At 58.1% G+C, this 18445-nt stretch carries 12 protein-coding genes and 1 tRNA gene; 7 read left to right on the forward strand and 6 right to left on the reverse strand.

Features of this window, described 5'->3' with window-relative positions; genetic code table 11:
• Positions 1-360: 360 nt before the first annotated feature.
• Positions 361-870, forward strand: coding sequence for a DUF4468 domain-containing protein (locus tag HSW_RS19910; RefSeq protein ID WP_044003463.1), 510 nt, complete (start codon positions 361-363; stop codon positions 868-870).
• A 65-nt stretch (positions 871-935) separates the two neighbouring features.
• Here the strand turns inward: HSW_RS19910 and HSW_RS19915 are convergent, their stop codons facing one another.
• From HSW_RS19915 to HSW_RS19925, 3 genes are all read right to left on the reverse strand, one after another.
• Entirely contained in the window at positions 936-2696 is a 1761-nt protein-coding gene (locus HSW_RS19915; protein ID WP_197031917.1) for a lysophospholipid acyltransferase family protein, read from the reverse strand.
• 373 nt (positions 2697-3069) lie between these two features.
• Complete coding sequence (locus tag HSW_RS19920; protein WP_044003464.1) at positions 3070-3957, reverse strand: DNA/RNA non-specific endonuclease; 888 nt, start codon at positions 3955-3957, stop codon at positions 3070-3072.
• Between the two features lie 452 nt (positions 3958-4409).
• Positions 4410-6638, reverse strand: a complete 2229-nt coding sequence (locus HSW_RS19925; protein WP_044003465.1) for a T9SS type A sorting domain-containing protein — start codon at positions 6636-6638, stop codon at positions 4410-4412.
• A 318-nt stretch (positions 6639-6956) separates the two neighbouring features.
• Between HSW_RS19925 and HSW_RS19930 the strand changes: the two genes are divergently transcribed.
• Genes HSW_RS19930 through HSW_RS19940 form a run of 3 tightly spaced genes read left to right on the forward strand, consistent with a single transcriptional unit; the run spans position 6957 to position 13039 of the window.
• Positions 6957-8324 carry a sigma-54-dependent transcriptional regulator gene (locus HSW_RS19930; protein WP_044003466.1) on the forward strand — a complete coding sequence of 456 codons (1368 nt, stop codon included), beginning with the start codon at positions 6957-6959 and terminating at the stop codon, positions 8322-8324.
• A 22-nt stretch (positions 8325-8346) separates the two neighbouring features.
• Positions 8347-11925: a PAS domain S-box protein gene (locus tag HSW_RS19935; RefSeq protein WP_044003468.1), complete on the forward strand. Its 3579-nt coding sequence runs from the start codon at positions 8347-8349 to the stop codon at positions 11923-11925.
• 28 nt (positions 11926-11953) lie between these two features.
• On the forward strand, positions 11954-13039 hold the full coding sequence (locus HSW_RS19940; protein WP_052346663.1) for a flavin-containing monooxygenase: 1086 nt from the start codon (positions 11954-11956) through the stop codon (positions 13037-13039).
• A gap of 429 nt (positions 13040-13468) precedes the next feature.
• Here the strand turns inward: HSW_RS19940 and HSW_RS19945 are convergent, their stop codons facing one another.
• Complete coding sequence (locus HSW_RS19945; RefSeq protein ID WP_081768518.1) at positions 13469-13849, reverse strand: T9SS type A sorting domain-containing protein; 381 nt, start codon at positions 13847-13849, stop codon at positions 13469-13471.
• 172 nt (positions 13850-14021) lie between these two features.
• Here HSW_RS19945 and HSW_RS19950 point away from each other — a divergent pair, with 172 nt between their 5' ends.
• The 3 genes from HSW_RS19950 (at position 14022) to HSW_RS19960 (ending at position 17096) form a co-directional block, all read left to right on the forward strand.
• Positions 14022-15140: an NAD(P)/FAD-dependent oxidoreductase gene (locus tag HSW_RS19950; RefSeq protein WP_044003469.1), complete on the forward strand. Its 1119-nt coding sequence runs from the start codon at positions 14022-14024 to the stop codon at positions 15138-15140.
• 89 nt (positions 15141-15229) lie between these two features.
• On the forward strand, positions 15230-16396 hold the full coding sequence (locus HSW_RS19955) for a type III polyketide synthase (RefSeq protein ID WP_044003471.1): 1167 nt from the start codon (positions 15230-15232) through the stop codon (positions 16394-16396).
• On the forward strand, positions 16389-17096 hold the full coding sequence (locus HSW_RS19960; protein ID WP_044005239.1) for a methyltransferase domain-containing protein: 708 nt from the start codon (positions 16389-16391) through the stop codon (positions 17094-17096). The genes HSW_RS19955 and HSW_RS19960 overlap by 8 nt, the downstream gene beginning before the upstream one ends.
• Before the next feature lie 96 nt (positions 17097-17192).
• Here the strand turns inward: HSW_RS19960 and HSW_RS19965 are convergent, their stop codons facing one another.
• Together HSW_RS19965 and HSW_RS19970 are read right to left on the reverse strand one after the other, a co-directional pair.
• The gene (locus HSW_RS19965) at positions 17193-18098 is read right to left on the reverse strand and encodes a histone deacetylase family protein (protein ID WP_044005240.1); all 906 of its coding nucleotides are present in this window, start codon (positions 18096-18098) and stop codon (positions 17193-17195) included.
• Between the two features lie 97 nt (positions 18099-18195).
• A tRNA-Val gene (locus HSW_RS19970) sits at positions 18196-18273 on the reverse strand.
• Between the last annotated feature and the right edge of the window lie 172 nt (positions 18274-18445).

The raw sequence follows: 18445 nt of genomic DNA on the forward strand, positions 1-18445 counted from the left end.
TTTTTACTCCTGTTAACTACTGGACTCAGCCACCTTACAATAGGTGACTAGTCAGGAATAATACAATATTAAATCGCCGCGTATGCTATAGTAAGTAGAGTAGGACGGACGGAGGAGAGAAAATTCATGATTTCGCAACATAGACTACCGCCACTCACTGCTATCCGTTGCGGATACTCTGGCTTTTACTTATCTTAACATATTCATAATACCCCCCCTTTTATCCAAGCTCATTCAAGTCGCTTACTTTTGTTGTTCAATAGTTTTGCCGCTGGCTTTTCTTCTTTTTTGCATAACACCATGAAAAAAGTGCTACTAGGTTTGTTGTTAGGAGGGATGCTGGCACTTGCGCCAAATACCATGGCTCAAACGAATACGCCCGCTCCGGTAGAATACAGTGAGCGGGTGCCGGCAGAAGGCTCCGGGAAGCTGGCCCTCTACAATCGGGCACTGGACTGGGCGCAAAACAAGTTCTCTTACGCGCCCAAATCTGGTTTGAAAGCGGTAGAATCCGCCGGCTCTATCCGTATTACGGGCACCGGCACGCTGAAGCAGCTTGATGCAAAAGGCAAAGACCAGCCGGTGACCGTACGTTTTGATTTCGTGTTCCAGGCCAACGACAATGGCTACAACTACACGGTAGGCTCATTCCAAGTGGCTCCCGATCCTAAGCAACCCGACCAGTTGGTAGCTTTTGACGAGTACCGCCTGCAGCTTCAGACGGAGCGGAACAATGAAAAAACCCGTAATGACCGCCGGGTTACGGCCCAGGCCAACTCCATGGCCAGCGAGGCCGCTATGTCGTTTCGCTCTTACATGAACAGCCAGCCAGCTGAGGGCAACGTTGGTATAGCCGGCGGGGAGAACTAGCCTTAATCCCCTGACCCTGCTTTTCGTCCCGGCCGGCCACATGTGTGCGCCAGCCGGGACGTTTTTTATGTCGTTGGTAGCGGTGCATCTGGGTAGCGGCTTAGCAGGTGATGCGTACGTGCCGGCAATTCGCGCGCGTCCAGTACCATAAAGCCATCGAGGCAGTTGCTGAACCGTGGGTCGAGGTTGAACCCGATAATGCGGGCATTCTGCTTCAGATACTGCCGCAGCAGCACGGGCACCCCGCTCCCACCCGGCTCCAGACCGGCAATCAGCTTTTGTAAATCCTGTAGGTCGTGGAGGCCGGCCTGGAGTACGTCGGCTTGGGCCGAATGATCAAGCGGGCGGTAGCGAAACTGCTTACGAGGACTTATCAGGGGTGCCAGCGCGGCATCGGAAAAATGAGCCTGCAGGTAGGCCACCATTACGGCTTTCGAAGCGGATGAAAACCGGTTGCTGATGCTTACCGGACCGATGAGGTAACGGTACTCGGGGTGGCGGGCAATGTACTCAGCAATGCCCTTCCAGAGTAGGGCCAGGGGCTGCGGTTGCTTCTGGTACTCGGCCCGGATAAAGGAACGCCCCAGCTCCAGCGACTCACGCAGCAGCGGAGCCAGTTCTTTTCTGAGGCGGAATAACGAGTGCAGATAGAAGCCCCGCTTGCCGAATTCGCGCAGAATGCTGCGACCCCGCCCCACCCGGTATGCTCCCACCAGCTGCCTGGTGGCCCGATCATACAGGAACAGATGGCGGTAGTATTCATCGTACTGATCCAGGTCGGACGCCTGCCCGGTCCCTTCTCCTTCGCGCCGGAACGTGAGCTCCCGGAGCCGACCAATCTCCTGCATTACATGCGGTATTTCCGCTTTTTTCGCCACGTACACCTCCCAGTTGCGGCACCGCAGCAGGCAGCGGCTGGGGCGTAGCGTGTTGATATCGGCTTCTAACAGTCCCGCCGATAGCGCAGGCACTACAGCGGCAGGTGGCAAGGCAGGGAACAGCGTACTGGCCGCCACTTCCCACGGAGAGCCCAGCGCGTATACCCGAGCCCGCAGATAAGCCAAACGGTCAGGAGCCGGCAGGCGGCCCAGCTCGGCAGCAGCCACAGGCTTCCCAATCCGGACGCGCACCGTGTGGCCGCGCTTGTTAAGGAGTTCGGCCGGCAGGCGTGCCGTTCGCAACAGCGGGTGAACCAGCCCCAGCAGGTTAAATGAAGTGCTATTCTGCCCACTCAACCAGACCGGTAGAGCCGGTACCCGGGCCACTTCCAGCAGGCGACCAGCCGTAGGATTCCAGTGAGGATCCAGCGCGGGCCGGAAAGGAGCCGACCGGTGCGCTACTTCTCCCGCCGGAAACAGGCCCAGCGGCACGTCGTTGTGCAGGTAGCGCAGCAACCGGCGCACTCTAGGCACGTTCCGACGGGCCTGATTTTTTTCGGGGCTAACGAGGGTCAACTGGTTGGGTAGGTTAGCCAGCAGCGGGGCCAGTACGTCGTTGGCTACCGCCACAAAATCGGGCCGCACTCCCCCCAGCACGTACAGTAGCACAAGGCCATCCAGCATGCCACAGGGGTGGTTAGCTAGGGCCACGAAGGCTCCCTGAACCGGAACCCGACGCAGTTCAGCGGGGTCGTATTCTATCGTAATGTTCAGGTCGTGCAGCAACTGCCCGATAAACTCGCGGCCCGTGAGGTGCCGGCTTCGCTCATATAGGTGCTGCAACTCCCGCAACTGGGCCAGCCGCTGCCACAACGGCCGCAGCAAATCGGCGGAACGGCGCCCGAAGTCACCAGCAAATACCGAATGTGAATCAGATAGCAAATCCATAGACATCAGCCACGGCTGGCCCAACAGGGGCCGCCTCTCCGATACCAAATTCCTAAATCCAGATTAGCACCGGGTTATGGACCGATTATGAAACTATTATCAATGAGCAGTAAAGCAAGAAGCCGCGTTGCAGCGCGGCTTCTCTGGTTCCTCAGCACATAGCTTCCTTTTTCACTTCACTCACTGCAAAACTACGGGGTTTTATCGGGCAGGGCTACCGCTATTAGACTAAGTAACAGAAAAATAAAGATGAGTGATGCATTTATATCGGCGAAAGGAAATATCAGCCCTGCGGAGAGAAGTATCACTCCGCAGTAACGTAACGAGCCCGGCCGTATACGGCCGGGCTCGTTGAGAACAAAAGCAGGACAACTCAGCTAGTCGGGCCGTTATCAACCCGCGCTTCCACGGTAGTCTGCACCGTTGAAGATACCGCTGACAACAGGTCGTAGCCCGTGGCAGCCTCAATGGCATTTACCGTAGTCCGGTACGTACCCCAAGTGGTGCTTAGCGAGTTATCATTGGGCGTATCAATGGCAATAACACGGGTGCTAGTGGTTACCCGGGCAGCGTCGCCGGTACCCACGGGCAACACCACAATTACCTTCCAGCAACGGGCGGGCACTGTGATGCGGCCAGCATCAATGGTGGCAGCGTAACCGTTGGATCCGGTGCCTCCTTTGCCATAGCTTCCGCAGATAACATACAGCTCATTGCCCGCATTCACGAGCGTACGGCAGTAGTTCTCCAGGTTAGCCCAGGTGCGCTGGTTGTTGTTCGGAGCCTGGGGCATCATATTGGTCATCAGAAAGGTAGCGGAGTTATCAGCTACCGAGCCCGTACGGTCGGCGGAAGGGCAGTTATGGCCCCGGTCGAAGCCGGAACCGCTGTAGCTGCTGCTACCCGCACGGTACCATCCTGATGGCAACGTGGCATCGGCCGCAAAATTATCCTGACGGGCAGTGCTGCCCAGCCAGGCACTGCTCAGGTGCCAGCTAACCCAGTTCGGAATGCCTCGGTCGCGGTGGTACGACATGGCGAACTGCGTTTTGCTCATCAGATAGTTGGTGTAGTTGCTGGTGCTGGTGGTGGCCCCGCTGGGGTTGCCCATGGCTAGGTTACTGTCGCGCGTGGCAGTAGCATCGGCACTTTGCGAGGAAGCGCTGGGGCTACCGGCGGGTACCACGGCATCTTTGGAGCAGGAAACGGCCACGCTGGTAAGCAGGGCTAGGCTGAGGAAACGGGTAATGGTACGCTGCATGTAGAGAAAGGTGTGGTTGGTTGGAGAGGTGAAAGAGATAGGAGGAAGCCGCTTTCCAACCGCAAAAATGGAGCTTCAATCCCGGCTGTACGTTACCGGAAGATTATCATTTTCCGAAGTGGGAAAGCCCTGACAAAATGCGAGTTTCCTGAAAGTATTGTACTACCTTCTTCCAAAAATGCCATAATTATATAGCCGCCCTGCAAAGTCCGCTACCAATTCCTTTACCCTTGCTTTCTTCGACTCCCATATAGAACCCTCTGCTCGTGTTTCAGGGCACGTTTATCTCCCTATCCGTGCCCGATAGCAGGCTCAAGCGCAGACTTTGTCTGCGCTGCTTTTCGCGTACCCATTAAACATGAAAATCCCCGCTGACCTGCAACAGCGGGGATTTTCGTACAACGAACGATAGGGATAGTAGGGTGGATATGTATAGATAAAGGACTTAACGGTTATTGCTGGACAACCAGACGCTGCGTGCCGATGCGCTGACCAGCTTTGTCCAACAGCGTTACCTGATACAAACCGGGCGTGAGGCTGCCGGCCGACATGGAAGCCCGGGCACCGCTTACCGTTTGCCGGCTTACTTCTTTGCCCAATTGATTGTACACGGCAACCTGATATTTAGCCCCCACCTGACCGGGCACTTTCATGCGTACCTGCTCCGTGCTGGAAGCGGGGTTCGGGTACAGTTCAAACACAATTACCGGGGGCCGCAACGACACTGAAATAACGTTCGAGTAGGTTTCTTGACCATTTAAATCAACCTGCCGCAGACGGTAGTACAGATTTGGTGCGTTTAGCGAAACGCCATCATAGTCGCGGAACAGGTACTGACGGGTGGTTGTGGAGTTACCGGCAGCGTTTACCCGGCCCAGGTCCTGAAAATTTCCGTTTGCCGACAAAGAGCGCTCCACAATAAAGTGGCTGCTGTTGGCTTCTGCGCTGGTCTGCCAGCTTACGTCAATGGCGCCGTCGCTGCTTACCGCTTTAAAGGAGGTGAGGGTAACCGGGGAATTTACCGGCGGCGTGATAGAAGAAGGGAAGCCCGAAGGAGTGTCCTCGGCAAAGGCGTAATAGATGCGCGTATCGGCCAGTGCAGCAATACCGTTAGTCAGCACCACTTCCACCCAATCGAAGTCACGCGTCGTGCGGAACGACAGTTCCTGCTTGCCATTTGCCAGCAACTCCAGCGTAACCAACGACGGATCGGCAATGGTTTCTACCAGTTGCGAGCCATCGGTACCGGTGCCTTTGGCAACCCCCGTGTAGGTGCTCACCTGAATGCGGGACAATAGCTGCGCGTCAATCAGGCCGGTTCCCAGGCCCAGTACCACTCCGGCGCGGTTGCCGGCTTTGGCCGGGCCGTTCAGCTGCAATTTCAGCCGCGTACTTCCTCCCACGGCCAGCGTGGCATTGTAGGACGCATAGTTAGTGGTGAGGTCCTCGTCGGCAGCAAGCTCTGGATTGGAAATACCGCAGTTGGCACACAGCAGGCTGCCATTTACCTGGTGGCGGCTCGTAGGAGCAGCAAAGCTGGAAATACGGGCAGCCTGGTCGCGGAATACGCGGGGCTCCAGCCCGAAGCCATAGTATACCCGCAGGTTATCCAAGGCCCCCAGCAGGCTCACACGCCGGATTTCAACCCGGTCGAACGGCTTGGTTGCCGCCATCCGGATGTGGTATTTGCCCCCGGGTAATACACTCAGGCTCAGGAGGCCGGCACCCGTACCGGTTTCCTGCACGGTATTGCCCAAATAGGTAGTCAGGCGCAGGCCCGACAGCACGCTGGCATCAAGCAGGCCGCCGCTGCCCAGCACGAAACCGGCGTAGTAGCCGGCAGGGGCTGTGCCTTCCAGCTGCGTTTGCAGCGTGGTAGGGCAGCTCAGATCCAACAGCGCACCCATGGTGGCGTAATTGGTCAGGTCCGTGTCCACGGCGTTAACCGGGTTGCTTACGTTGGAATTCACGCAGACGGTAATCCCGTTATCTACTGCTTGGGTGCTGTAGTTAGCAACCGAAGGCGTTGCAAAACGCGACACATAACCTTTGGCCGTGGTAATCTGGTTGGTACCGATACCGTAGGCGTAATACACCTTCAGCTTGTAGCCCAACGATACCAATGAAGCCGCTTCAATTTCAATCTGATCGAAGGGCAGCTCAGCAGTAAACTCCAGTGGAGTAGGCCCAGTGGATGAACCCAACAGCACCGCCGCCAGATTCGCATCCACAATTTTAGTTTCCTGGAGCTGGGAGCTGCCGCCGTTGCCGCTCAGGTATGTGCGGATTTTAATAAGGGAAGCAGCATTAACGCCCACCAGATTCAACACTCCGCCGTCGCGCTCTACCATGATACCGGCCCGGTGCCCGGCTGGCACCAAACCATCCATGTCCATGCGCAGCTTCAGCGTTTTGGTCACCAGCACACTCAGCGGCACATTCATGGTGGCAGCCGTCGTAAAATCGGCATCGGTGGCGTACCCCGGGTTGCTTACCGACCCAAAGCAGGTGGTAATGTTCAGGACCGTGTTGCAGTCGATGATAGGAGTAGCTCCTGAATTCCCGGAATTAGAATAAATAGGTGGAGTAGTCCCCTGCCCGGATGCCTGACTTAGGGCAAACAAGCTTGCGCAAAAGGTGGAAATCCAGCGCCGGGTGGCGGTTGTGTAGAACTGAACCATGTACAAGTGAAAATTAGGGGAAGAATTGGCGTCAAACACCTGACAACCAGCAGAGTAGTTGGCAAGAAGGTTACCAATTCTTATTTTTCACTTCAAGTAATTGATTATCAATGTTTTGAGTAATATTAAGTTTCCGTATATAGTTTCAAATCGGAACAATTATTCCTAAATAGAGAAACGTTAGTATCCCAGAAAAAACCCTCCTATACTCGCAGATTCGCCCACTTTCCCAAAAACAAAAACCACCAGACTGTTTTACCGTCAAATGGTAACTCGTTGTGCTGTGTACCCGTCCTTTCCTTTTCTCTTTGCTGAGCTATGAGCATTGCATTACCCATTACCATCTTCATTGTGGAAGATAACGCCTGGTATGGCGAACTACTGGAATATAAACTTGCCCAGAACCCCGATTATACCATCCGGCGCTTCACTACCGCCCAATCCTGCCTGCAGCACCTGCACGAGAAACCCGACATTATCACTCTGGACTACTCCCTTCCCGATGGCAAAGGCGACCAGGTGCTCCTCCAGATTCAGGAGCGTTTGCCGGAAGTAGCCGTTATTGTCATTTCGGGACAGGAGGATGTGCGCACGGCTATCGGCCTGCTCCGCCAAGGGGCTTTCGACTATCTGGTGAAGGATGAAGAAACAGCTGACCGCCTTTGGAATACGGTTGGCAACATCCGCAAGCAATTGGCTCTGCGCCAGGAGAACACCCGGCTGAAAGAGCAGATCGGGCATAAATATGACCCCCAACGTGCCATTCTGGGCAATAGCACCCAGATTCAGCAACTCTACACCCTCATTGATAAAGCCGCCCGCACCAACATAACCGTTTCCATCAGTGGCGAAACGGGAACGGGTAAGGAATTGGTAGCTAAAGCCATTCACTTCCGCTCAGAGCGTCGTGAAGCTGCCTTTGTAGCCGTAAATGTGGCGGCTATTCCGCGGGAGCTGATTGAAAGCGAATTGTTCGGCCACGAGAAAGGGGCCTTCACGGGGGCCGTGGGCCGCCGGATCGGCCGGTTTGAGGAAGCACACAAAGGCACCCTGTTTCTGGATGAAATTTCGGAGCTGGACCTGGCGTTGCAGGCCAAACTGCTGCGGGTGCTGCAGGAACGGGAAGTAACCCGCGTAGGCGGCAACACCCGCATTCCGTTTGATGCCCGCCTGATGGTAGCCACGCACCGCGACCTGGGCCAGGAAGTAAAAGAAGGGCGGTTCCGGGAGGATTTGTACTACCGCCTGCTGGGGCTGCCCATCCTGCTGCCACCCTTGCGTGAGCGGGGCCAGGACGTGCTGCTGCTGGCCGATGCATTTCTGCAGGAGTTCTGCACCCAGAACAACATGGTAACGTGTGTTCTCTCCGACGCGGCCCGGCAGAAGCTGCTGCACTACGCCTTTCCGGGCAACGTGCGCGAGCTGAAAGCCGTGGTGGAGCTGGCCGCCGTACTGGCCGAAAACGACCAGATTCAGCCTCAGGATCTGCCGTTGCGCCACCCACAAGGCACGCAGCCGGATACTGCCGTGGTCGGCAATGAGTCGCTGCGCACCCAGATGTCTACCATTGTGCAGCGGTATCTGGATGCCCACAACGGAAATATTTTGCAGGTAGCCGCCAAGCTGCAAATCGGAAAGTCAACTATTTACCGTATGGTTCAGAACAACGAAGTCCGGATTCGTTGATTCAGGTTCTTTTCCATATGCTATGAGTTCAACCAGTCATCGGCACTGGGGCAGGCAGCTACGCCATGCCCAGCGCACCGCGCTTGCCGCCCGTACGGCCTGTACCGAAGCTAACCAGCAACTGACGGAGCTGCGGGCCCGCTCCCAAGCCTCGGCGGCACAGGCTGCCGCCCTGCTCCAGACGATGACCACGGCTATTCTGGCGGAAAACCAGGACCACCTCGTCACGCTCATCAACCAGCGGATGTGCGACCTGTTTCATTTGCCACACGAAGCTACTTACTATACCGGCCAGCCCGCCGGGCGGCTCGTGCGCGAATGTGGGCAGTTAGTTGATCCGGAGGCCATTCTGGCGCAAAACCAGCAGTTGGTAGCGGCCCAGGAGCGCAGCAGCGGCGTGCTGGTGAAGCTGCGCGACGGCCGGATCATGCAGCAGGACTATCTGCCGGTAGTGCAGAACGGCGTGACGGTGCTCCATATCTGGAGCTACGAGGATGTAACCCAGCAGCAGCTGGCCCAGCGGCGGGTGCAGGAACTGAGCCAACTGGCGGAGCAAAGCCCCCAGCCTATCATTCGCTTCAGTCAGTGCGGCCGAGCTCTGTATTCCAACCCGGCGGCGGCTCCTGTGCTGGCGGCCCTGGCGCAACCCACGGAGGCCGCCTGTCGGCACTGGCTGCAGCAGGAAATCAGCCAGACCCTGGCAGCGGGTCAGCCTCGTACAGTAGAGCACCCGCTGGCCGAGGAGTTCTACCTCTGGACTATTGCGCCGCTGCCCGAAGAGCAGGAAGTAAACCTGTACCTGACTACTATTACCGAGCGCCGCCGGGCAACAGCCGATTTGCTACGCAACCAACTGTTTACGGCCCGCATCAACGATACGGTACCCAATATCGTTTTCATCTACGATCTGCCAACTCACAGTATTCAGTACTGTAATAAGCAGGTAGAAGTCATTTTGGGGTATAGTGCTGAGGAGATTCTGGCCATGGGCTCTGCCATGGGGGAGTTGCTGGTCCACCCCGATGATGTATTGATTTCGCAATCAAAAGGTCGCCGACGCCACTTGATGCAGGATGGGGAGGTGATGAGTTCGGAGTACCGCTTCCGGCACCGCAACGGCTCATGGCGGTGGCTGAACCTAAAAAGCACCTGCTTCACCCGTCACCCTAACGGATTTGTGTGGCAGCTGGTTGGCTCGGCAGCTGATGTAACGGAACGGCGGGAAACGGAAGAACAGCTCCGGCAGAGCAGGCTGTTTGTGGAACGCGTCACCAACACCACCCCCAATCTGATTTACATCTACGATGTTCTTACCGAGTCGAACATCTACTGTAACCGCTTTGTAGAAACCACTTTAGGTTACACGGAGGAGGAACTAAAGGCTATGGGCAACCGCATGATTCCCAGCCTTATGCCAGAATCCGAGGCCCAACGGCTGCAGCAGCACTTTGCAGAAGTAGCGAACTGCCCGGATGGCGAGATTCTGCATCTGGAGTATTTCCTGCACCACCGCAACGGCTCCATCCGCTGGCTGCGCATCAGCAATACGGCCTTTGCCCGCGACGAGCAGGGCCGCGTAACGCAGATTGTGGGCTCGGCGGAAGATATTACCCGCTGGAAGATTGCCGATGAGCAGCGCCGCTCGGCCAACCGCCGCCTAGCCGAGCAGAACCGCCTGTTCCGTCAGGTAATCGATACGGTTCCCAACCTGATTTACCTCAAGGACAGCAGCGGCAACTATATTCTGGCCAACCAGGCTACGGCCCAGCTGTACAGCCTCTCCAACGAAGCCCTGCTCCAAACATCGGCCGTTGATCTGCTCAAGAGCTTCCCGGACCTGCAGCGCCACCAAGTGCAGGATGAGGAAGTGCTCCGTACCCGGCAGGAGCTGGATATGGAAGATACCTTCGCCGATGCACAGGGCCGGCTGCGGTGGTTCCGAACAGTGAAGCGCCCTTTTGTGCTGGCCGATGGCACCGTGCAGGTGCTGGGCGTGGATAATGATATTACAGAGCTGAAGCAGACGGAACAGGCATTGCAACAGGCTAAAGAGGTAGCCGAACAGAATGCCCAAGCCCGCCAGACGTTTCTCACCAACATGAGCCACGAAATCCGGACGCCCATGAATGGCATTATGGGCTTGGCGGAGTTGCTTTCGAAAACGGACCTGACCACCGACCAGCGGCACTATCTGCACCACATCCGTCATTCAGCTGAGAACCTGTTGGTTGTTATCAACGATATTCTGGACATGGCGCAACTGGGTGCCGGGCGGGTAAAGCTGGAAACGGTGCCGTTTGAGCTGCAGGAAGTTCTTAAGGCCAGCTGCCAGGCCCTCATGCCCCGGGCTACCGAAAAAGGCATTGGCCTGCGCCTGCAGCTGCCCCCGGAGCCCGGCCCCATCTGGGTATTGGGCGACCCGTACCGCCTCCGGCAGATTCTGCTTAACTTACTCAGCAACGCCATCAAATTCACCGAAAAGGGCCAGGTGTTACTGGTGTGCAAGCAGCTCAGTGCCCCCCATGAGTCGCCCCAATTCCTCTTTTCCGTACTGGATACGGGCATTGGCATATCGTCTGGGCAGTTGCAGCAGTTGTTTGAACCCTTCACCCAGGCCTCGGCCAGCACTGCCCGCGAGTATGGCGGCTCGGGGCTAGGGCTAAGTATTTCCCGCGGGCTGGTAGAATTGCTGGGCGGTGAGCTGACGGCCGAAAGTCGCCTGCACCACGGCAGCACCTTCCGCTTCGCACTACACTTCACTGCGGTGCAGCCACCCACACTGGTAGCGCCCAGTCCGGCTCCCAACTACCAAGGGCTGAGTGGCCGCCGCGTGCTGCTCACCGAGGATAACGCCGTAAATCAGCTGCTGGTACAGGTAATGCTGAAAGGCTGGGGCCTGGAGGTAGACACGGCATCGTCCGGGCCAGAAGCTCTGGCGCTGTTCCGCCAGCACCGCTACGATGTGGTATTGATGGACATTCAGATGCCCGGCATGGATGGCGTGGCCACTACCCACCTGCTACGGGAACACCCCAACGCGGACCGGGCCGCCACGCCCGTGGTAGCCCTCACAGCCCACGCCATGCAGGGCGAAGCCGAGCGGTATCGGGCGGCCGGCTTGGATGCCTACCTTTCCAAACCGTTTCGGGAAGAAGCGCTGTTTCGGGTGATTACCGACCTGCTGCACCCAGAGGCCGCTACCACCACTCTGCCGTCTACTCCCCCACCATCTATGCCTGCTGTTACCACCCAGGAGCCGCTTTACGACCTAAGCGGTCTGCGGCAGCTCACGAATAACGACGAAACATTCATTCGCCGCCTCACCAACTTGTTCATTGACACCACCCCGCCCGTGGTAGCCGAACTGGAGCAGCACCTGGCAAACCAGCAGCTGGAGCAGTTGGGGGCAGCTGCGCATCATTTGAAAAGCTCCATTGATGGCCTTCAGGTAAAACAGCTGCGCACCGTACTGCGCGACCTGGAAGCTGCCGCCTATGCTCCCGAAACAGCTGATTGGAGCAGCCTCGGCCAGCAGGTTCGGCAGGTTCGCCTGACTGTGGAGGAAGTAATCCGGCAGCTACGAGTAGAATTTCCCACCTGATTTGTGAAGCGGCGCGTACCTGTGCATCATGTTTGCTACCAACTTCCCTGCTTCTGCCAGCTCCCCGCTGGCCGTTGATACGCTGATCATCGGAGCCGGGCAGGCTGGGTTGGCGGCGGCCTATTACCTCCGGCAACGCGGGGCCTCCTTTGTAGTGTTGGAGGCCCAGCCGACCGTGGGGCACATTTGGGCCGCGCGCTACGATTCGTTGCGACTGTTTTCGCCGACCTGGGCCAGCGCCCTGCCGGGGCTGCCCTGGCCCGGGTCGGCCAACCGCTACCCAACCAAAGACGAAGCGGCAGCCTACCTGCAGCACTACGCTGGCCACTTTGCCCTACCCGTTGAAACCGGCCAGCGCGTAACACTGGTGCAGCCCGCCCCCACCGGTTACCTGGTTTGCACGGCAGCGGGCCGGCAGTACATGGCCCGCCGGGTTATTGTCTGCACCGGGCCCTACACTGCCCCGCGCGTTCCGGCTTTTGCAACGCAGCTGCCGGAAGCGGTTATGCAGCTGCACAGCAGCCAGTACCAGCGCCCGACGCAATTACCCGGGACCGGGCCGGTAGCTGTGGCAGGCAGCGGCAACTCGGCTCTGCAAATTGCCGCCGACCTTGCCGCTACCGGCCGGCCAGTGCTGGTGGCTTTTGATGACAAAACGCCGGCGGCCCCCAATAACGCGGCCATGTGGCTTTTTCTACTGGCTACCGGTATACTGGAAGCAGGCCGCAACACTTGGCTGGGACGCTACATGCGCCGACAGTCCGAGCCCGTGGTAAGCGGCGACCTGCACCGGCTGCGGCAGTTTCCGAACGTGCAGTTTATTGGGCGGGCGCTGGCCGTAACGGCGCTGGCGGGCCTGCAGGGCCGGCGGGCAGCTACGCCCCCGCTGGAGGCCGTGGTGTGGGCCACGGGTTTCGGGCCGGCGTATGCGTGGCTGCAGGTACCCGGGGTACTTTCCGCTACCGGTGAGCCAGTACATGAGCGAGGTCTCAGCCCGGTTGCCGGCCTGGCGTTCTTGGGATTACCGTGGCTGCATAACCGCCGCTCAGCACTTATGGGCGGAGCAGCGGCCGATGCGGCCTACGTGGTAGATAACTTGTGTAAAAGCACATAATTATGCTGCAACTTCGGCGGGGTTCTTGCGGTTATAGAAAAGTACAGCTGCCCGGGCAGATACTACCTTGACGGATGGTGTCGTTGTGAGGCAGCTTCTCTTTTTAATTGTTTTTGTATGACCCTGCTGATTTTCTTCGGAATTGCCCTGGCTACTGCTCTGCTGGCTCTCGATACGGTAAGCAACCTGAAATCTGCCCTCCAGCCGATTCCGGTACGTGCCCGCAACAACCGCTAATATTCTTTCTGCTCCACGTACAAAAAGTGCTTTTGCCCTGGCAAAAGCACTTTTTGTATTTCTGCCGGAAAGCATCGGGACCATGGTATAGTATGCACAATGCTACTGGCGGCTTCTGCGCGGTTTTATTAAAGCATAAAAAAGAGCCGCTTGCGGGCGGCTCTTTTTCTATCGGAAGTGCAGAAGCTACGGTTACCGAATAACCAGTTTGCGCATCTCACTTGAAGTATCTGATTCCAGTTTGATATAATAGAGCCCGTTGGCAAATTTGCTCAGATCCAAGGTGCGGGTGTACCGGTCGTTGAGTTCCGTCAGCGTTTCGCGGTACATAACCGTCCCAATGACGTTCAGCACCCGCAGTTCTAGCTTGCGTCCCTCAAACCCGTTAATGGCAATATGCACGATGCCGGTGCTGGGATTGGGATACACTAACAGGGCTTTTTCCTCCCCGGCAGGGCGAGGCGCAGTAACCGGCCGGACAGCCATCGGCTGCGCCTCAGCCGGCGACATGCTGCTACGCAGCCCGGCCGCCAGCAGTACCAATAAAGAGAAAATGCGTAGGCGTTGCATCATAGTATAAATTGAGTGGGAGCAAATGTGTCCGGGCGGAATATCAGTAACGTCGGACAGTCATTTAGGTTTGCAAAAATACTATTGCTTTTGGCTTGACCACCAGAATATAACAGAACTTCGATAAAAGAACTTACTTTCTCTTCTTACTCACCTTTTTAGCCGTTAAAATAAGTTGGACGTTGTCATTATTGGCGGAGGGTTAGGAGGGTTGTGTGCAGCGCTGGATTTGCGCCAGCGCGGCCACGCCGTTACGCTGGTGGAGCGGCAGTGCTACCCGTTCCATCGGGTGTGCGGCGAATATGTTTCCAACGAGGTGCTGCCCTACCTGCACCGCTTGGGGGCCGATCCGGCCGCGCTGCAGCCTGCTCGTATTACGGAATTCCAAGTCAGTTCCCCGGCTGGTCGGCTGCTCACTGCACCGCTCGACCTGGGTGGTTTTGGCGTGAGCCGGTACCGGCTTGATGCGTTTCTGTGTCGGCTGGCCCAGCAAGCGGGCGTAACGGTACTGCAACAGGCTACTGCTACGGATGTGCAATTCGAAATGGCTACCAACCAGCACCAAGTAGTACTGGCCGACGGCCGTGCCTTGCCGGCCCGCGTGGTGCTGGGCACCTACGGTAAGCGCAGCTCCCTGGACCGGCAGCTGAAACGGCCGTTTTTTACCCGAAGGTCGCCTTACATCGGAGTGAAGTACCATGTGCGCTACCCCAGCATGCCGCGCAACCTCATTGCGTTGCACAACTTTGCCGATGGCTACGCGGGAATTTCGGCTATTGAGGAGGACAAGTACTGCTTTTGCTACCTCACTACCCGCCAGAACCTGAAGTCCCACGGCACCATTCCGCAGCTGGAAGCAACAGTGCTGGCCCGCAACCCCCGGTTGCACCACCTCCTGACCACGGCCGAAGTGCTGTACCCGCAGCCAGAAGTCATCAACGAAATTTCCTTTGCGCCCAAATCCTGCGTGGAGCAGCACATGCTGCTGGGTGGGGATGCCGCCGGCCTTATCACGCCGTTGTGTGGCAATGGTATGGCCATGGCTATACATGCGGCCAGTCTGGCAGCCGCCCGCATCCACCAGTTTTTGCAGGGCAACATAACCCGCCCGGCCCTTGAAGCGACGTATACTGCCGACTGGCACCAGCACTTTGGCCGACGTTTGCAGGTGGGGCGGGCAGTGCAGCAGCTGTTCGGGCAGCCGCTGCTGAGCGAGCTGGCCGTTAACGGTTTGCGCCTGTGGCCGGCGGCCGTACGCAGCCTCATGCGGCAGACACATGGCACAGAATTCTAGCTGCCAGCACCGGAAGGCCCGAATCTTTACCCCGAACACGCCCGAAAACCTGTAACCCCTCCCCTCCCTTTTTTACGTAAACTGCGCTGATGAGTAGTTACCTGTGTGCCATTGGCACGGCCAACCCGCCCCACCGTATTCCGCAGCTGCAGATTGCCGATTTCATGGCCAATGCCTTGGAACTGGATGAGGGTGGCACCCGCAAGCTCCGCGCTTTGTACCGGGTGTCGGGTATTGCGCATCGCCACACCGTCCTCCCCGATTATGCCCGCGCCAACGGCGAGTTTGAGTTTTTCCCGAATACTCCGGGCCTGGAGCCGTTCCCATCAGTGGGGCAGCGCATGGCCGAGTACCGCCGGCACGCGTTGCCCTTGTCGGTGCAGGCTGTACGCGCCTGTCTGGAGCAGCTGCCCGAGGTAGAAGTACGTTCCATCACTCACCTGATTACCGTCAGCTGCACTGGTATGTATGCTCCGGGTCTGGATCTTGAGCTGGTAGCGGCCCTGGGGCTGCCGAGCCATGTGCAGCGCACCTGCGTGAACTTCATGGGCTGCTATGCTGCGCTCAATGGCCTGAAGCTGGCGGATGCTTTTTGCCGGGCAACCCCCGGGGCCCGGGTGCTGGTGGTGTGTACTGAGCTGTGTACGCTGCATTTCCAGAAAAGCCCCGAAGACGACCATCTGATTTCCAACGCCTTGTTCGGTGATGGCTCGGCGGCGGTGCTGGTACAGGACCGGCCGGCGGTTACTGGTCCCAGTCTGGCCCTCACGGCTTTCCACTGCGACCTGGAGCCCGATGGGCATGCCGATATGGCCTGGCACATCAATGATTTTGGGTTTGAGATGACGCTTTCCTCCTACGTGCCGCGCATGATTCAGCAGGGCATCGGGCAGCTTACCCAACGCCTGTTGGCCGATTTGCCGGTTCAGCTGGCGGATATCCATGCGTTTGCCATTCATCCCGGGGGCCGGAAAATTCTGGAATCCATTGAGCAAGCCTTGGGGCTGACCGCCTACGACAACCGCTTTGCCTACCAGGTACTGCGCGACTACGGCAATATGTCGTCGGCTACGGTGCTGTTTGTGCTGCGGGAGCTGCTGCGCACCCTCACCCCAGCCGATGCGGGTGCACCCGTGCTCAGCTTCGCATTCGGCCCCGGCCTCACGCTGGAGTCCATGCTCTTGACGGTGGCGTATGAGGATGCGGAAAATGAGCAGAATGAGGTGAAGGTAGAAAATGTGGCCGCGCATGCCTGACTTTCGCATCCGTTCTACGCAGGAGGAGTTGATGGATGACCTGACACTGGCTTCGGAAGAGCTTCGGCAGAATCTGGATGAGCTGGAAACCATCAACACCTGGCTGGGCGGCTATGCCCCGGTGTTGAATGCCCTGGCCCGGCTCCGGCCGCAGTTCCCGCCCGGCCGCCCGCTTCGGCTCGCCGACGTAGGCAGCGGCGGTGGCGACACCCTGCGCCAGATTGCGCGCTGGGCCCGGCGGCACGGGGTAGCGGTGGAACTGGTGGGAGTTGATGCCAATGCGTTCATGCTGGAGTATGCCCGGACGAAATGCCGGGACTATCCCGAAATCAGCTTTCAGCAGGCTGATATCTTTTCCCCGGAGTTTCAGCGGCAGTCGTTCGACATTCTGACGGCCAGCCTGTTCTGCCATCACTTCCCCGATGCACAGCTGGCCCCCATGCTGGCTCAGTGGCACCGGCAGGCCGGCCTGGCTGTCATCGTGAATGATTTGCACCGCCACCCGCTCGCCTACCACAGCATCCGGTGGCTGACTTGGCTGCTGAACGGCTCCCGCCTCGTGCGTCACGATGCGCCCCTCTCGGTAGCCCGCGCCTTCACCCGCCCCGACTGGCAGCAGCTACTGCACCACGCCGGTATCCGGAGGTACAGCCTGCGCTGGCGCTGGGCCTTCAGGTGGCAGCTGGTTACGGTGAAATAGTGAAGTGGTCAGATGGTGAGTTTGATGTGCAATCTGCGTAAATGGTGCAAACAGAACGTCAAACTCACCATCTCACCACTTCACTGTTTCACCGTCTTACCACAAATCGGCCGCAATGCGAAAGGTATTGGCGTGGGCATCCACGATGTCGGCGATGCGCGGAGAGTAGCCGCCGCCCATGCACACCACCACTGGCAGACGGTGCTGATGGCAGAGGCCCAGCACGTAGGCGTCGCGCTGGCGGCAGCCCTCCCGGCTGAGGCTAAGGTGACCCAGCTTGTCGGTAGCCAGTACATCCACCCCGCTCAGATAAAACACAAAGTCGGGCTGGTGCTCGTCCAGCAGGCGGGGCAGCGTGTTGCGCAGCAGCGTTAGGTAAGTCGTATCATCGGTGCCGTCGGGCAGGGCTAGGTCGAGGTCCGATTTCTCCTTGCGGTGCGGATAGTTGCGCGCCCCGTGCATGCTGAAAGTGAACACGCGCGGCTCGTGCCCGAAAATAGCGGCCGTGCCGTTGCCTTGGTGCACATCCAGATCTACGATGAGCACCCGGCGTACTCCCAGGTCGGGGCGGGCCAGCAGGTAGGCAGCAGCGGCGGCTTGGTCATTGAGCAGGCAGAATCCTTCGCCCCGGTCCCGGAAGGCGTGGTGCGTACCGCCCGCAATATTCAGGGCCACACCGTCCGTGAGGGCCCGACGGGCGCACTCCAGCGTGCCGCCCAGAATAGCAGTTTCACGGGCCATCAACTCAGGGCTCCACGGAAAACCGGTAGCCCGTTCCTCGTGGCGGGTCAGCTGGCCGGTTTGCAGGCGGTGGTAGTACTCAGGGCAATGCACGCGCAAAATATCCGCTGTTGGGGGTGATTCGGGCCGGAAGAAGGCGCTTTCGGGTACCACACCTTCGCGCAGCAGCTGCTCAGGCAGCAGCTCGTACTTAAGCATGGGAAACCGGTGGTTGGCGGGCAGTGAGTGGGCATAGAGCGGAGCCCAGGCAATAGAGAGCATAGGCTCCAAACCTACGCAGCCTGCTTTTGTGCGGCTGGCTTACACAAAAATAACCGCCGGAATACGGGCGGTTATCTTCGGATTCGGGTGGTTTTGCTGGTGGGGCGTATCGGGCTCGAACCGATGACCCCTACCTTGTCGAGGTAGTGCTCTGAACCAACTGAGCTAACACCCCTGCACAAAACCGGCTGGCGGCGGCCGTAAAGGGCCAAAGGTAAGTTTCCGGGATTGATTATCCTTTTACCCTACGTATAAAATTTCTGCCTTTCCCTAAAGCCCCCTGTAACCTTCTGAGCGCGGGCAAGTATAGCCGCTTACACTGACCGCTCCACGCACGCTGTGAGCGG

It is taken from the genome of Hymenobacter swuensis DY53, assembly GCF_000576555.1.
GTDB lineage: Bacteria > Bacteroidota > Bacteroidia > Cytophagales > Hymenobacteraceae > Hymenobacter > Hymenobacter swuensis.

Bases quoted from the DNA above. Each gene is read 5' to 3' on its own strand.
- HSW_RS19910 (WP_044003463.1), top strand. From the start codon at position 361: ATGGCTCAAACGAATACGCCCGCTCCGGTAGAATACAGTGAGCGGGTG.
- HSW_RS19915 (WP_197031917.1), bottom strand. From the start codon at position 2,696: ATGGATTTGCTATCTGATTCACATTCGGTATTTGCTGGTGACTTCGGG.
- HSW_RS19920 (WP_044003464.1), bottom strand. From the start codon at position 3,957: ATGCAGCGTACCATTACCCGTTTCCTCAGCCTAGCCCTGCTTACCAGC.
- HSW_RS19925 (WP_044003465.1), bottom strand. From the start codon at position 6,638: ATGGTTCAGTTCTACACAACCGCCACCCGGCGCTGGATTTCCACCTTT.
- HSW_RS19930 (WP_044003466.1), top strand. From the start codon at position 6,957: ATGAGCATTGCATTACCCATTACCATCTTCATTGTGGAAGATAACGCC.
- HSW_RS19935 (WP_044003468.1), top strand. From the start codon at position 8,347: ATGAGTTCAACCAGTCATCGGCACTGGGGCAGGCAGCTACGCCATGCC.
- HSW_RS19940 (WP_052346663.1), top strand. From the start codon at position 11,954: ATGTTTGCTACCAACTTCCCTGCTTCTGCCAGCTCCCCGCTGGCCGTT.
- HSW_RS19945 (WP_081768518.1), bottom strand. From the start codon at position 13,849: ATGATGCAACGCCTACGCATTTTCTCTTTATTGGTACTGCTGGCGGCC.
- HSW_RS19955 (WP_044003471.1), top strand. From the start codon at position 15,230: ATGAGTAGTTACCTGTGTGCCATTGGCACGGCCAACCCGCCCCACCGT.
- HSW_RS19960 (WP_044005239.1), top strand. From the start codon at position 16,389: ATGCCTGACTTTCGCATCCGTTCTACGCAGGAGGAGTTGATGGATGAC.
- HSW_RS19965 (WP_044005240.1), bottom strand. From the start codon at position 18,098: ATGCTCTCTATTGCCTGGGCTCCGCTCTATGCCCACTCACTGCCCGCC.